Below are 15,223 nucleotides of genomic sequence, written 5' to 3'. Positions count from 1 at the left end.
CCGCTCAGAGGGTTGATGGGATTATTCTCGTTCCATGGTGCATTGCAGTGGGTGCTGATGCTCGCGCGCCAACTGCATGACCTGGGTGACTTTGGTTTCGGCGATTTCAAAGGAAAAGACGCCCACAACGGCCAGACCCTTTTTATGCACGGTCAACATCAGTTCGAACGCCTGCGCATGGTTCATGCCGAAAAAGCGTTCAAGGATCATCACCACGAATTCCATCGGGGTGAAGTCATCGTTCAGGATCATGACCTTGTACATCGGTGGTCGCTTGGTCTTGGGTTTGGTGGCCAGCGCCACACCCAGATCGCCATCATCGTCGCTTCCGCCGTTGCGCTGCGCGGTGGTCATGAGGATGGGGTCAAAACGCACGGGGCTTCTCCGAAGATCTGTCATGTTTGCAGCTGGGTCCGGTTGGGCCAGCCTGGTGCTTTGCCGAGTATATAGGGACGGCGCGGAAGTTTCAAAAGGGCCGGTTCCCCCTGTCAGGGGCCCCGAATATCACGAGGCTCTTAACAGACTGCGCATAAAAGTCACAACAATTGGTTTCGTTGCAGCGGGCGTGGGCGGGATGAGGGTATGGCGGGATCTTGGGCGGAGGTCTGGTGTCGTGCGCCGGTGGCGTTTGGGTTGCAGCCACATCGTCGGAATTCGAACAGGTGGGATGATTGGTCGATCCTGCGGGGGCAAAGGGCAGATGTTGTGGTCTGCCCGTGCAGGGATACTCAAGCTTGTGGCGTGGTCAGAAGGTCACGGCGCGGAACCTCTCGCAAAACAAGGGAAAATTGACTTTCCATGATTGGAATTCTCGTGTTACGCTGAAGAAAATAAATGAACGGGCGTCAGACCCGATTTCAGACGCAGACCCGAACAGGGCATGTCTGATTTGAGGCAGAAAAGGTAAGCGACGTGCAGACACGTCTTGGGCAGTGGGCCAGTTTTTGGCTATTTCTCGCAGTATTTTGCGTTATGTCGGCGGTTTCGGTCCGGCATGTGGTGGCTGCGCCGTATGCGGCCATGGTGATGGACGCGCGCTCGGGTAAAATTCTTCATGCCCGCAATGCCGATACCCGGCTGCACCCGGCGTCACTCACCAAGATGATGACGCTTTATATTGCATTCGAAGCAATATCTCGCGGGGAAATCTCTCTGGATACGGTGGTGACGATCACCAGAAAGGCGGCCGCTGAGCCGCCTTCGAAGCTGGGGCTGCGGGCCGGGCAGAAGATCAAGCTGCGCTATTTGATTCGTGCCGCCGCCATCAAATCCGCCAATGATGCCGCCACCGCGATCGGGATTGCGATTTCGGGATCAGAAGCCGCTTTTGCCCGCAGGATGAACCGGACCGCCAAGGCGATGGGGATGACCCGGACGCATTTCAAGAACGCCAATGGCCTGACGGAAAGCGGCCACCTGTCCACGGCGCGGGACATGACGACCCTGGGGCGACACGTTTTTTATGATTACCCGGATTATTACAACCTGTTCTCGCGCCGGACGGCGGATGCCGGAATGCGGCGGGTGAACAACACCAATACGCGGTTTCTAAACAGCTATCGTGGTGCAGATGGGATCAAAACCGGGTATACACGTGCGGCCGGTTTCAATCTTGTTGCCTCTGCGCAGCGCGGAAGCGAACGGATTATCACCACCGTGTTTGGCGGGCGGTCCACTGCGTCGCGCAATGCAAAAGTGGCGGAACTGATGGACCTTGGGTTCCGTCGCGCCCCCAGCCGTGTGGCGGTGCGCAAACCGTCCAAACCGACCTATCAGGGCAATGGCACGCCGCAAGGGGCGGGCAAGACCATTCGTCTGGTGGGGGCGGTGAAAACCAGTCCGCGCCCAATGCTGCGCCCCGCTTCGGGAACGCCTGAGACCACAGCGGAACCTGTCACCTCCGCGCAATTGGCGGCGCTGAGTGAGGGGATCGCCGAGGCGGTCGAAGAAGTGAACCGGGAAGTTGTGGTTGCCGCTGCAACTCCGGTTGCGCCTGTTCCCGCCCCTGTTCCCGCACCGTCGCCGGTCGTGGCGCAGAAATCTGCGGCGCGCCCGGTCACCAGCAGCCTTCTGGCCCCGGCTTCCGTCATGGCCCCGCGCCCGCGTCCTGCAGGGATCGTGCTTGCGGCCCGCGCCAAAACGCCCACCGATCCTGTGCCGCAGGAAGTGGTGACGCGGATGTCCACGTCCGGTGGACGCCATTGGGGCATCAATGTCGGTATTCTCGGGTCTCGGTATCAGGCGGAGCGTCTGTTGCTGAAAACCGCGCTGAAAGAGATCGACACGCTGGATGATGCGCTGCGCAAAGTGGTGAAGCGTCCGAAGGGGTGGTATGCGAATTTTGTCGGAATGACAGAGGAGCAGGCCGATCTTGCCTGTCGCCGCCTGAGCGCCCGGAACACGGAGTGCAAGGTGTTGGGGCCGAGCTGATCCCACCAACTTGCATTGCAGGTAAAGTTCAGAACAAAATAAAAGGGCGCGGTTTTCCGGCGCCCTTTGCTGTTTTGTCAGGCTTGTGATCAGGCTTTATTGCGACACCGTGTCCGAGGCTTTCATGTCAAAGGCTGCGGCCATCAGCGCGCGGGTGTAATCGGTGCCCGGTGCGTCGAAAATCTGATCTGCGGGACCGCTTTCGACAATGTCGCCCGCGCGCATCACCAGCACTTTGTGGCTAAGGGCGCGGACCACGCGCAGGTCGTGGCTGATGAACAGATAGGCAAGGCCGTATTTTTTCTGCAACCCGCGCAGAAGCTCTACGATCTGCACCTGCACGGTCATGTCGAGGGCCGAGGTGGGTTCGTCGAGCACCACCAGTTTTGGGCGCAGGATCATCGCGCGGGCGATGGCGATACGCTGGCGCTGCCCCCCTGAAAACTCGTGCGGGTAGCGGTCCATCGTGGTGGGATCAAGGCCGACCTCTTCCATGATTTCAGCCACCATTTCGCGTCTGTTGCGGCCCGGCTGCACCCCATGCACGGTCAGCCCTTCGGCAATGATCTCTTCGCAGGTCATGCGCGGTGACAGCGAGCCATAGGGGTCTTGAAACACGATCTGCATGTCGCGGCGCAGCGGTTGCAGCTGGCGTGATTTTCGCCCCTGAATGTTTTCGCCCAGAAAAACGACCGGCCCGTCCGACCGGATCAGCCGCATAACCGCCAACGCCAGCGTGGTCTTGCCTGATCCGCTTTCACCCACGATGCCCACCGTTTCACCGGCCCGGACCGTGAATGAGGCAGCATTGACCGCTTTGACATGGCCCACGGTGCGGCGCATGAGCCCGCGCTGGATGGGGAACCAGATGCGCAGGTCCTTGGTTTCAGCGATGATCGGCGCCTCGGCATCCACTGGCTCCGGGCGGCCCGCTGCTTCGGCGTTGATCAGCGTTTTGGTATAATCATTTTGCGGATTGGCAAAGATCTCGGCGGTTGGGCCCGTCTCGACGATCTCACCCCCTTTCATCACGCAGACCCGGTCGGCGATCCGGCGCACGATGCCAAGGTCATGGGTGATGAAAAGCAGGCTCATGCCTTCGCTCTCTTTCAGCTCCATCAACAGGTCGAGGATCTGTGCCTGAATGGTGACGTCCAGTGCGGTGGTGGGTTCATCCGCGACCAGCAGGTCCGGCCCATTTGCGAGCGCCATGGCGATCATCACCCGTTGGCGCTGACCGCCGGACAACTGGTGCGGATAGTCGGACAGGCGCCGTTCGGCATCGCGGATCCCCACCTTGTTCAGCAGGTCGAGGATGCGCACACGCGCGTCCTCTCCGCGCAGCCCCTGATGCAGTTCCAGGCTTTCCGCCAGCTGCTTTTCAATCGTGTGCAGCGGATTGAGCGAGGTCATCGGCTCTTGAAAAATGAAACTGATATCGTTGCCACGCACATCCCTGAGATCGGCCAGCGAGGCGCCGATCATCTCGCGCCCTTCATAGGTGACGGATCCGGTGATCTGCGCGCTGTCAGGCAACAGTCCCACGGTGGACAGGGCGGTCACCGATTTGCCCGATCCGCTTTCGCCGACCAGCGCCACGGTTTCCCCATGCCCGACCTCGAAACTCACCCCGCGCACCGCCGGGTGAAGCTGCCCATCCTGACGGAAGGAAATCTGCAGATTGTCAACTTTCAGAACGCGGGCATCCGTCATTGGAACGTCTTTCGCGGGTCAAAGGCGTCGCGCACCCCTTCGAAGATGAAGACAAGCAGCGACAGCAGGATCGAGAAGGTCAGGAAGGCGGTGAAGGCAAGCCAGGGCGCCTGCAGGTTGGCTTTGGCCTGACGGGTCAGTTCCCCCAGCGATGGCGCAGAGGAGGGCAGCCCGAAACCGAGGAAATCCAGCGTTGCCAGGGTTGAGATCGTGCCGGTGATAATGAACGGCAGAAGCGTGAGCGTGGCCACCATCGCGTTGGGCAGAACATGCCGATACATGATGACCCGGTTCGAGACGCCAAGGGCGCGCGCGGCGCGGACATATTCGAAATTGCGCGCGCGCAGGAACTCGGCCCGCACAACGCCGACCAGCGCTGGCCAGCCGAACAGGACAGTCACAAAGACCAAAAGCCAGAAGCTGCGTCCGAGAATGGCAAACAGGATGATGATGACGTAAAGCGATGGGGTGGAGCCCCAGATCTCCAGCAGACGTTGGAAAATCAGGTCGGTCTTGCCGCCGAAATAACCCTGGATCGCCCCCGCGGCAATGCCGATGACCGAGGTCAGCAGGGTCACGACAATGGTGAAAACCACCGACAGCCGAAAGCCATAGATCACCCGCGCCAGCACATCGCGCGACGTGTCATCGGTGCCCAGCCAGTTTTGCGCACTGGGGGCTGAGGGCACGGCCCCGCCCGTGTCGACAATGGTGGTGTAGCTATAGGGGATCGGGGGCCATAACAGCCACCCGGCTTCGACAGGCGCACCTTCGAACTGACCGGTTGCGGCCTCGGCGATCACCTCGTCGGGGGCGTCCCAGCAGGCTTCCAGCCCGCCGGTTTTGATCAGGCATTGCACCTCGATATCCCCATAGGGGGCTTCGGTCCTGAAATCGCCGCCAAAGGTGGTTTCGGGATAGAATTTCATGATCGGCACATAAAACTCGCCGCGATAGCTCACCAAAATCGGTTTGTCATTGGCCAGAAGTTCCGCGATCAGCGACAGGCCAAACAGCAGGCAGAAGATAATCAGCGACCAGAAAGCGCGCCCGTTGCGGCGGAAATTGCGCCAGCGGCGCTGGTTGAGGGGGGAGAGCGCCATGGATCAGCCCTCCCGCGCTTCAAAGTCGATGCGCGGATCGACAAAGACATACATGAGGTCAGAGAGGATACCGATCACCAGCCCCATCAGGCCAAAGACGAACAGCGTGCCGAAAATCACCGGGTAATCGCGTTGCAGCGCGGCTTCGAACCCCAGCCGGCCAAGCCCGTCCAGCGAGAACAGCGTCTCGATAATGACCGAGCTGCCGAAGAAAACGCCAAGGAAGACCGAGGGGAAACCTGCGATCACGATCAACATCGCATTGCGGAACACATGGCCATAAAGCACCCGGTTCTCAGCCAGGCCCTTTGCGCGGGCGGTGACCACATATTGCTTTTTGATCTCGTCGAGAAAGCTGTTTTTGGTCAGCAGCGTGAGCGTGGCAAAGCTGGCGATTGTGGTGGCTAGGACCGGCAGGGTGATGTGCCAGAAATAGTCGATGATCTTGCCCCAGAGGCTCAGCTCTTCGAAATTGTCCGAGGTCAGGCCGCGCAGCGGGAACCATTGCAGATAGGATCCGCCCGCAAACACGACCAGAAGCAGGATCGCAAACAGAAAGCCGGGGATGGCATAGGCGATGATGATCATGCCCGAGGTCCAGGTGTCAAAGCGTGATCCGTCCTGCACGGCTTTCTTGATCCCCAGCGGGATCGACACGATATAGGCGATCAGCGTGGACCACAGGCCAAGGGTGATCGACACGGGCAGCTTCTCGGCCACCAGTTCGAACACGCCGATGGACCGGAAATAGCTTTCGCCAAAATCCAGCCGCATATAATTCCACAGCATCAGGAAAAACCGTTCCACCGGCGGCTTGTCGAGGCCAAACTCCCGTTCCAGCTCTTCGATGAACTCCTTGGGAAGGCCGCGCGCCCCAATGTATTCGCTATCGGATCCAAAGGTTTCCTCTCCCACATCATTGGCATTGCCGATGATCTGCTGGGTCACATCCCCTTCGCCCTGAAGCTTGGCCAGCACCTGTTCAACAGGGCCACCCGGCACAAACTGGGTCAGCGTGAAGTTGATGATCATGATGCCCAGAAGGGTTGGGATGATCAGCAGAAGACGTCGTAAAATATAAGCGCCCACAGGGGATTACCTCAGCACACCTTTGGATTTCAAAGCGGCGTATTTATCTTCGTTGATCCACCAGAAATCAAGAAAGCCCGTTGCATGGGGCGGCAGGTTTTCGGGATGTTCAAAAAAGTCGTAATAGGCCAGCCATGTATCGGGCACATACCCGGCGTGGATCATGATGCGTTCATGGCGCAGTGCACGGTCCAATGCGGTGAGGGTGGTGATTTCGTCTTCGCGGGTAGTGGTGTCCAGAGCTGCGGTGATGATGGCGTCAACCAGGGGGCTGCGCAGCGTGGCCGGGTTGTAAGAGGAGACTTCGGCCGTTTCAGAGCCAAACATCTGCCGAAGACCAGTGCCCGCCTGGATAAAGGAATTATATCGCGTGAACAGCATCTGGTAATCCTTGTCCAGATACCGTTTCTGCATCTGGGCCGAGTCGACCTTTTCCGCCTTCGCGTCGATCCCCAGATCCTGAAGTGCCTTCACATAGGCGGTGATGATCGCAGAAGCGGTGTTGGAGGTTGCCGATGACAGCAGGAATTCCAGCGTCATCTGGTTGCCAGAAGCATCCCGCAATGCGCCTGCGTCATCCACGCGCCATCCGGCCTGTTCCAGCAGCTTCAGGGCCTTGCGCTTGTTCTTGCGGTCCGATGGCTTATCAGGGTTTGAGCTGTGGGCCATTACCGCCGGTTCCGTCAGCATCTCTTCCGGCACCAAATCCCCCAGTGATTTCAGAAACGCAAGTTCCTTGCCCTCGGGCAGCCCCACGGCCATCACCTCAGTCCCTTGTGAGAAGGAATGGCGCTGGGTGGTCAGGCCATATTGCAGGGACTTGCTGACCCATTCGAAGTTGAACAGAAGCGACAGCGCATGGCGAACTGTCTTGTCATCCAGCGGCGCCTTCAGGGTGTTGAAGATGATGCCGCTATTGCTGGGCGGGTTTTGCAGCAAAATCTCTTCGCGCACCACGTCGCCGTTTTCCACGGCGGGGAAATCATAGTCGATGGCCCAACGTTTGGTGCTGCCTTCGGGGCGGAAGGTGACCTCGCCTGCCTTGAACGCTTCAAACTCGGCCGTGTCATCGGCGAAATATTCAAACCGGACATAATCGAAATTGTGACGGCCCTGGTTGATCGGCAGATGCCAGCCCCAGTAATCGGGATTGCGCTTGTAAACCACATAGCGGTTCAGCTCGTAGTCATCCAACTGGTAAGGCCCGCTGGCCATTGGGGATTTCAACGACCCTTCGTCCAGCCGTTCACCGGTTTCCTCATACCAGGCTTTGGAGAAAATCGGCGTGCCCCCGACCTGGTCGATCAATGAGCGGCGGGAAATGCCATCTGCAAAGGTATATTTGATCGTGTGATCATCCAGCACTTCGACCGACGTGATCCGCTCCTTGACCGCACGTGCGTAGGAGCGAATGGCCTGTTCCAGAAACAGATTATGCGTGAATGCGGCATCATGTGCGGTCAGCGGAGATCCGTCGCGGAACCGCGCTTCGGGGCGCATGTGGAAGATGCAATAGGACTGATCTTCCGGGTATTCGACGCTTTCCGCGATCAGGCCATAGCTGTCGGTGATGTTGTCAGCGGGGATGCCGCCGCCAAAGGGCATGTCGCCAAACATGCTTTCCGCCACGACAGAAGAGTTCACTTCCGCATTCCCGGATTTCCAGGACCAGCGGTTAAAACCATCAAAGGTCCCGCGTTCGGACAGGGTGATGGTGCCGCCTTTCGGGGCGTTTGGATTGACATAGGTGAGATGGGGGAAATCAGCCGGGTATTGCAGCTCTCCATAGAAGGAATACCCGTGGCTTCGGATCAATTTCCCGCCCGAGCCTGCGCTGCCCGATGCCCAGCCCGTGCGTGGAATGCCGCCAAGCCCCACCGCTGTTCCCGCTCCTATCAGACCAAGGGCCGTGCGACGGGATACGGGGCCAAAACGCGATGAGGTCATGATGGATCTCCTGATGTCATCTTGTTGCAGATACACAACCTGCGGTGAAACCGGACAGGCGTGTCATTCCCATCGGACGTTAAAGCGTTTTAGGAACTGTGTGAATCCCAAACTTGGCCCTGAAACCTCGCGCGGGTTCAATCCTGCGTGGGGGTAGGCGAAGACTTGCTGCATGGGAGCGGGCCGCAAAGAAAAAGGCCACCAGCATCGGCTGATGGCCCTGTCTTCAATCTGTGTCAGGCGCTGCCTGTATCGGGGGCTTAGCCGCCGATGGTGCCCAGATAGGCAATCAGGTTGGCACGATCGGTGTCTTTCTTCAGACCCTTGAAGGTCATCTTGTTGCCCGGAGCGTAGCCTTTCGGATCTGTCAGCCAGATGTTCAGCTCTTCCGCGGTCCAGTTGGAACCAGCCAGCCCAGCCAGCGCGTCCGAATAACCGAAGCCGTCAATCGAAGCGATCGGGCGATCAATCAGACCGTAAAGATGCGGGCCGGTGCCGTTGGCGCCGTCTTCCAGCTTGTGACAGGCTTTACACTTGCTCCAGACCTTCGCGCCTTTTTCGGCGTCGGCGGATGCCAGAAGCTCTTCAAAGGAAACTTCTTCCACCACTTCCTCTTCTGCGGCCTCTTCACCGGCAGCCAGAACAAAGCCGGTGGTGGCATGACCGTCAGCAGCGTGGCTATCGCCTTCGGTAAACAGAATATTGGCAACCCAGCTGCCCAGAAGGAAAACAAGCAGGGCACCGCACAGGGCACCACCGGCTTTCGTCAGTGTCATAGTGTCGAACATGTCGCGTCTCGTTTCATCCAAAGTTAAAGCCTTCTAGCCGCTTCCCTTGTGTCATTTCAAGCGATATGACGCTTATTCACAGGGACAAATTGCCATAGTGCAGGAGTGAACAGCCAAATGACCGGTCGGATCGCATTTCAGGGGGAACCCGGAGCCTACTCACATGAGGCCTGTATCAAGGCCCGTCCGGATATGGAGGCGATGCCCTGTGAGACGTTCGAGGACGTGATTGCCGCGGTGCGGTCAGGGGCGGCGGATCAGGCCATGCTGCCGATCGAAAACTCGACCTATGGACGGGTGGCCGACATTCACCGTCTCCTGCCGGAAAGCGGGTTGCATGTTCTGGATGAGGCCTTCGTGCGGGTGCGGATCAGCCTGTTGGCCCTGCCGGGGGCAAGGATTGACGATATCAGCCTGGTGCGCGCCCATCTGGTGTTGCTGCCGCAATCTGCCAACTTCCTGAAATTGCACGGGATTAAAGGTGTCGCTGCTGCGGATAGTGCCGGGGCGGCGGCCAAGCTTGCCAAGACTAAGGTGGCGGGAGAGGGTGTTCTGGCCTCATCCCTGGCAGGCGAGATTTATGGGCTCGATATTCTGGCCGAGGATGTCGAGGATCATGGCCACAACACCACACGGTTTGTGATCATGGGGCGTGAGCCGAACCATGAGCGGCGTGGTGAGCACGGTATGATCACCACATTTGTGTTCGAAGTGCGCAACATTCCGGCGGCGCTTTACAAGGCGATGGGGGGATTTGCCACCAACGGGGTGAACATGACCAAGCTGGAAAGCTATATGGTCGACGGATCTTTCACCGCGACCCGATTCTATGCCGATATTGACGGCCACCCTGATGATCCGGGCGTGCGCCTGGCAATGGAAGAGCTGGATCACTTCACCGAGACGGTTGATATCCTCGGGGTGTATCCACGCGACCCGAGTCGTGACGAGTGAGTCTTTGGCAAGAGACCTGACGGAAAACAGCTGAATTTGCACCTGAGCCGGGACATCTCCGGGTCAGATGACATGGCGCGGAAGCCGGTGGTCGGGGTCGTCAGGCGGGGCTGTCAGGACCGGGCGCGGTCTTCGATCGTCTGCGCGTAATCAGCCACCCGGCGGCGGAACTTTTTGACCAGGTTCCCCCGCGCGAGCTTCATCGACTGCATCATCAGACGTGCGGGGATGGATTTCGGTTTCATTTCCACGTCAAGATTCAGGCGGGTGCGCCGTGGGGACAATGCCACCAGGTCAACACGAACCTCCGCTTCAATTCCCGAGATCTTGGAAAACAGGACCATGCCGTGCGGGGCTTCGTAATGGGTAAGCTTCATGTCTGCTTGCCGTTCGCGATTGCGAAAGGGAAAGGTTGCCCGCCAGCTCATGCCCGGTCCGGGGGCGGACAGGGTATCCGTGCGCACCACATCTGCGCCCCGGCGCAGGGCGGCGCGTTCCAGCCCACCGAAATCAGATACCGATGCAAAGACATATTCGATGTTGGCAGCGATATCTTCGCGGGTGCTGAATTTCATGACAACCTCATTTGTTACGGAACCCACGCATACCGGAGTTCGGATGACGCAGCAAACTTGCGGCCCAATCTGCGGTCAAACGGTGTGATCCGCAAGCCAGTTTCTAAGCAGGAAATGGGCGATGGATCCGGGGCGGGCCGGGCGGATTGCGGGATGGTGTCCCGCGAAACTCTGCATCACCTCTTCGCGGGTCAACCATAAGGCGTCCTCCAGCTCGTTCGGGTCCAGCGTGATCGTGTCGCTCAGGGCGTCCCCCCGGGTGCCGATCATCAGTGAGGCCGGAAAGGGCCAGGGCTGCGACGCGAGGTAGCCGACCTTGCCGACCCGCACACCGGTTTCTTCAAACACTTCGCGGCGGGTGGCGGCCTCGATGGTTTCTCCCGGTTCCATGAAACCGGCAAGCAGGGAATACATCCCCTCGGGCCAGCCCGGAGAGCGACCGATCAGCACCCTGTTGCCATGGGTGATCAGCATGATCACCACGGGATCCGTGCGTGGAAAATGCATCCGCCCACAGGACGGGCAATCACGTTGCCACCCCGCCTGCGCGCTGAGCGAGGGCTGACCACAGCAAGAGCAGAACCTGTGGCTGCGATGCCATTCGTGGATCGCGCGCGCAGTGGCGGCAATCTCGGCCTGGGGTGGGGTCAGCGCGGTCAGCATGGTGCGCAGCTCTTTGAACACACTGCCAGCCGGGGCCTCGGGGTGGCTCTGCTCCTGGGTGTCGAGGAAGCTGTTGGTGTCGGGAAGGGCAATGCCTTCCCAGTCCGGCAGGGTCACGGCGAAGACTGGCTGGTCCCCGGACAGACCGAGGAAAACCGGGGAATCATTGCAGTTTGCAACGAGGGGGTGGGTTTGCTCGACCAGCACCAACCGAAGCCCCCCTCCGTCCTCAGGATGGACCAGAGGTTTGCCCCGCCAAAGCGGTAAAAAGACCCCATCTGCCTGAAGACCAAGGAGCTTTTCCGGGTCGGAGCGAAAATGTGCGGCCCGGTCCAACTGGTTGACTCCAAAACTCAAAATATCGGTGGCTGCCATTGAAATCGTCTTTCTTTGTTCCAGAAAATGCGTCCTTCGCCTTTCATATAGGCGGTCATATCCCCTATAGGTAGTGTCTTATCTCTCGATTCATCTTTTGCTGGTGGCCCTTCCCATTCGGCGTTAAGCTACTTTGTGCAAAACGCAAATTTCCTGTGCAAGTGGGGAAATGGTAGAAAGGCAAGCAAGCGTGTCGCAAAACGCCGCGAATGTGGATGAGTGTTCCCGATCTCTCAGGATGAAGGTGCGCTTTCTGGCGACCACGGATTTGCATATGCATATCCTGCCGTATGATTACCTGAACGATCTGCCAAACGCGCGCTGGGGGCTGGCGCAAACCGCCAAGCTGATCCAGCAGGCGCGTATGGAAAGGCGCAATGCAGTTCTGCTGGATGCGGGGGATTTCCTGCATGGCACGGCCATGGGAGATTTTGTGGTCGAACAGGCCCGGGGCGAGCGGGCGCGCGGGCACCTTCCCGAGGTTCACCCGATGATCGCCGCGATGAACCATCTGCGCTATGACGCTGCGACCATTGGCAATCATGATTTTGACCGAGGTGTGGATGTCCTGCTGTCTGCAATCGAACAGGCCGAGTTTCCGATTGTCTCGGCCAATTCGGTGCTGAAAAAGGGCGAGCATCCCTTTCTCGACAGCACCTTCATGCCGCCTTACACGATCCTCAATCGTCGCTTTCAGGACTGCGATGGGGCGTCGCATATGCTTCGGATCGGCGTGATCGGCTTTCTGCCGCCAAACTCGATCCACACGGGCGAATCTCAACCCATCACGCCGGGCACACGTGATATCCTTGAGGCCGCGCGGAGCTTTGTTCCACGGTTGCGCGCCAAGGGGGTCGACCTTGTGGTCGCTCTGGCGCATAGCGGAATTGACATGTCAGAGCCGCGACCCGGAATGGAAAATGCGGTTGTGCCACTCTGTGAGATTGATGGGGTCGACGTGGTGATCGGCGGGCATTCGCATCAGTGCTTTCCACCGCCACCCGGGGATGCAAACCCTGCCCATAACTGGCTGCACGCGGCGCATATGGATCTCGAAGGGGGCAAGATCCATGGCAAACCGGTGGTGGTGCCGGGTTTCTGGGGGTCCCATCTGGGGGTGATTGATCTGGATCTGACCCGCAGCGATGGTCGCTGGCACATATGTGCCGGCCGGTCCGAACTGCGCGAAGTGCCGGAAAGCGAGCAGGACGCGGTTGGGGCTGATTTCTCGGCGCTTCTGGGCCAGTTGCACGAAAGCACCCTGATGCATGTGCGCACCCGCATCGGATACGCGCATCAAAGTCTGCACAGCTATTTTTCACTGGTGGGACTGGACCCGTCGACCCGTCTGGTGCAGCAGGCCATGACAGATTTCACCCGCCAGCTGATCAGCGATGGTGAGGTGCCGGACCTGCCTGTGCTGGCCTCATCGGCCCCGTTTAAAAACGGAGGGCTGGGAGGTCCCGGCTATTTTACCTCGATCCAACCGGGAGAGCTGACCCTGCGCTCGGTGTCGGACCTGTACATCTTTCCCAATGAGCTGGCATTGGTGCGGGCCAGCGGGGCCTATATCCGAGATTGGCTGGAACGCGCAGCCAGCGTGTTCTGCCAGGTGGCACCGGGGCAGGCACGGCAGGTGCTCAAGGATGTGGGCACGCCGGGATATCTGCTCGAAACCATTCTTGGGGTGACCTATCGGATTGACCTGTCACAACCTGCGCGGTTCAGCACGGCAGGGCGATTGGAAAATCCCGCCGCCTGTCGGATCACGGATCTGCGATATCAGGACAGGCTGGTGCGTGATGAGGACGAGTTCCTGCTGGTCACCAGTGATTTCCGCATCCGGGGCGGCGGAGGGTTTCCAATCATCGACCCGGATCGGATCGTTCCCGTGAAACAGGTGTCGATCCGGGATCTGGTGCGCCAATATGTCGAACAGCGTCAGAACATCGAACTGGAGCCGACACTGCAATTCACCTTCGCCCCGGTCAGGGAAGCCAGCGTTGTGTTCCCGTCTTCGCCGCTTGGAAAAGCGCAATTGGCCGAGGGGGTGCCCTTGTCTTTGCGGGATCTTGGCGAAGAGGATCCACGTGGCTTTTCCCTCTACGAGCTGATGCTGTAATCTCGTGCGCGCAAGGCTTGCATCCGGTTTGAACCCATCCTATATGAAACCCCGAGAGGTTGGCGCGGGCAGGCGCCTCGCCAACCTGGTCAGGTCCGGAAGGAAGCAGCCACAACGAGCCCCGCTTGGGTCGTGTTCAGCCTCTCACCCGCGTGCATTTCCGTCAGGAAATCACAAGCCCGACAGGCGATTGGCACAATCACCGAGAGGGAACATCCAGACCCCGGCAGGTGAAACGGAGTTTTACCGAGAAGGGCCACACCAACAACGCACCAGACGGAGGGACTTTATGATTGTAACAAACATCCTTCAGGCAGGTCGTTTCTGATCCAACCCCGGCCCAGCTGGCCGCAAGGGATCACTGCCTGATACACCCTTCCGACATCGCATCGCGATGCCCGGAAATGTTGTGTTCTCTACACAGGCAAACCAATGACATACACTCTTAAGGACCTCGGATGGTCCAACCACTTTGCGCGCCAACTGGAAGACGCCAGCGCGCAAACCCCGTTTCGCATCAGCGAAGTGCATCGCGACCGCCTGTCGGCGCTGGGCGCAGATGGCGAACTGACCCTGATCACCACGGATCACTCCACCGGCGATTTCGCCGTGGGCGATTGGGTGCTGGCCGATGATGCCAGCCGCATCACCCATCTGTTTGATCGACAGACAGAGCTGAAACGCCGGGCGGCTGGCACGGACGCTCGTTTGCAGCTGATCGCGGCCAATGTGGATGTGCTGTTCATCACCTCATCCTGCAATGCCGATTTCAACCCGGCACGCGTTGAACGCTACCTGGCCCTGGCCCATGAGGCCGGGTGTTTTGCTGTTCTGGTGTTGACCAAAGCGGATCTGTGTGACGACCCAGGCGTGGTCATACGCGAGGCCGAACGGCTGGCCCCGGCCTTGCCCGTCCTCGCCGTGAATGCGCTTGATCCGCAGGGCATTGCCCAGCTGGAAAGCTGGCTGCCGCCCGGACAAACCGCTGCTCTGGTCGGGTCATCCGGTGTGGGTAAAACCACGTTGATGAACGGGCTTTGCGATTTGCACGATGCGACGCAGGGCATTCGCGAAGATGACGCAAAAGGTCGACACACCACCACCGCGCGGTCGCTGCGGCCCACCCGCAAGGGCGCCTGGCTGATCGACACGCCGGGGATGCGCGCGCTGCGTCTGGCAGATGCGGGCGAGGGGATCGACGCGTTGTTTGATGACATCGTGACCCTGACTGCGTCCTGTCGGTTTTCTGACTGTCAGCATGAAGGGGAACCGGGCTGTGCGGTGCAAAACGCCATCGCGGAGGGGGACCTTGACCCGGATCGTCTGAAACGCTGGCGCAAGTTGCAGGCCGAGGATCGGCGCAACACCGAAACCCTGGCCGAAGCCCGCGCGCGCGACAAGGCGTTTGGCAAAATGGTCAACAGCGTGGTGCGCGACGCGCATTACAAGAAGGGGCGGTAACGC

The 15,223-nt window shown here is 59.3% G+C and carries 12 protein-coding genes and 1 other RNA gene; 5 read left to right on the top strand and 8 right to left on the bottom strand.

Annotated elements, in window-relative coordinates:
• Positions 1 to 21 precede the first annotated feature (21 nt).
• Positions 22 to 354: an ATP-dependent Clp protease adapter ClpS gene (gene clpS, locus K3J57_RS11650; RefSeq protein WP_055187452.1), complete on the bottom strand. Its 333-nt coding sequence runs from the start codon at positions 352 to 354 to the stop codon at positions 22 to 24.
• A gap of 618 nt (positions 355 to 972) precedes the next feature.
• On the opposite strand from clpS, the gene K3J57_RS11645 reads away from it, so the two are divergent.
• Positions 973 to 2,430 carry a D-alanyl-D-alanine carboxypeptidase family protein gene (locus tag K3J57_RS11645; RefSeq protein ID WP_259791955.1) on the top strand — a complete coding sequence of 486 codons (1,458 nt, stop codon included), beginning with the start codon at positions 973 to 975 and terminating at the stop codon, positions 2,428 to 2,430.
• Positions 2,431 to 2,526: 96 nt separating this feature from the next.
• Here K3J57_RS11645 and K3J57_RS11640 read toward each other — a convergent pair whose 3' ends face one another.
• From K3J57_RS11640 to K3J57_RS11620, 5 genes are all read right to left on the bottom strand, one after another.
• A complete protein-coding gene (locus tag K3J57_RS11640) occupies positions 2,527 to 4,143 on the bottom strand; it encodes an ABC transporter ATP-binding protein (RefSeq protein WP_259796009.1) in 1,617 nt (538 codons plus the stop codon).
• Positions 4,140 to 5,246, bottom strand: coding sequence for an ABC transporter permease (locus K3J57_RS11635; RefSeq protein ID WP_173484889.1), 1,107 nt, complete (start codon positions 5,244 to 5,246; stop codon positions 4,140 to 4,142). Before K3J57_RS11635 ends, K3J57_RS11640 begins: the two co-directional genes overlap by 4 nt.
• Before the next feature lie 3 nt (positions 5,247 to 5,249).
• Positions 5,250 to 6,335 carry a microcin C ABC transporter permease YejB gene (locus K3J57_RS11630; RefSeq protein WP_055187457.1) on the bottom strand — a complete coding sequence of 362 codons (1,086 nt, stop codon included), beginning with the start codon at positions 6,333 to 6,335 and terminating at the stop codon, positions 5,250 to 5,252.
• Between the two features lie 6 nt (positions 6,336 to 6,341).
• Complete coding sequence (locus K3J57_RS11625; RefSeq protein ID WP_259791950.1) at positions 6,342 to 8,282, bottom strand: extracellular solute-binding protein; 1,941 nt, start codon at positions 8,280 to 8,282, stop codon at positions 6,342 to 6,344.
• 260 nt (positions 8,283 to 8,542) lie between these two features.
• Entirely contained in the window at positions 8,543 to 9,070 is a 528-nt protein-coding gene (locus K3J57_RS11620; RefSeq protein WP_259791948.1) for a c-type cytochrome, read from the bottom strand.
• 117 nt (positions 9,071 to 9,187) lie between these two features.
• On the opposite strand from K3J57_RS11620, the gene K3J57_RS11615 reads away from it, so the two are divergent.
• On the top strand, positions 9,188 to 10,024 hold the full coding sequence (locus tag K3J57_RS11615) for a prephenate dehydratase (protein ID WP_055187460.1): 837 nt from the start codon (positions 9,188 to 9,190) through the stop codon (positions 10,022 to 10,024).
• Positions 10,025 to 10,137: 113 nt separating this feature from the next.
• Here the strand turns inward: K3J57_RS11615 and K3J57_RS11610 are convergent, their stop codons facing one another.
• Positions 10,138 to 10,599, bottom strand: a complete 462-nt coding sequence (locus K3J57_RS11610; RefSeq protein ID WP_259773143.1) for an SRPBCC family protein — start codon at positions 10,597 to 10,599, stop codon at positions 10,138 to 10,140.
• A gap of 75 nt (positions 10,600 to 10,674) precedes the next feature.
• Positions 10,675 to 11,637: an NAD(+) diphosphatase gene (gene nudC / locus K3J57_RS11605; protein ID WP_259796004.1), complete on the bottom strand. Its 963-nt coding sequence runs from the start codon at positions 11,635 to 11,637 to the stop codon at positions 10,675 to 10,677.
• A 169-nt stretch (positions 11,638 to 11,806) separates the two neighbouring features.
• Here nudC and K3J57_RS11600 point away from each other — a divergent pair, with 169 nt between their 5' ends.
• From K3J57_RS11600 to rsgA, 3 genes are all read left to right on the top strand, one after another.
• Complete coding sequence (locus K3J57_RS11600) at positions 11,807 to 13,759, top strand: bifunctional 2',3'-cyclic-nucleotide 2'-phosphodiesterase/3'-nucleotidase (RefSeq protein WP_259796002.1); 1,953 nt, start codon at positions 11,807 to 11,809, stop codon at positions 13,757 to 13,759.
• Positions 13,760 to 13,811: 52 nt separating this feature from the next.
• An RNA gene (ffs, locus tag K3J57_RS11595) (signal recognition particle sRNA small type) lies at positions 13,812 to 13,909 on the top strand.
• A gap of 282 nt (positions 13,910 to 14,191) precedes the next feature.
• Positions 14,192 to 15,220 (top strand): ribosome small subunit-dependent GTPase A, encoded by a 1,029-nt coding sequence (rsgA, locus tag K3J57_RS11590; RefSeq protein ID WP_259791942.1) that lies wholly within the window; start codon positions 14,192 to 14,194, stop codon positions 15,218 to 15,220.
• The last annotated feature ends 3 nt before the right edge of the window (positions 15,221 to 15,223 follow it).

It is taken from the genome of Aliiroseovarius crassostreae, from assembly GCF_025137635.1.
GTDB classification, from domain to species: domain Bacteria; phylum Pseudomonadota; class Alphaproteobacteria; order Rhodobacterales; family Rhodobacteraceae; genus Aliiroseovarius; species Aliiroseovarius crassostreae.
Note: the sequence above shows the minus strand (reverse complement) of the source record. Positions and strands in the feature narration are given on the sequence as shown.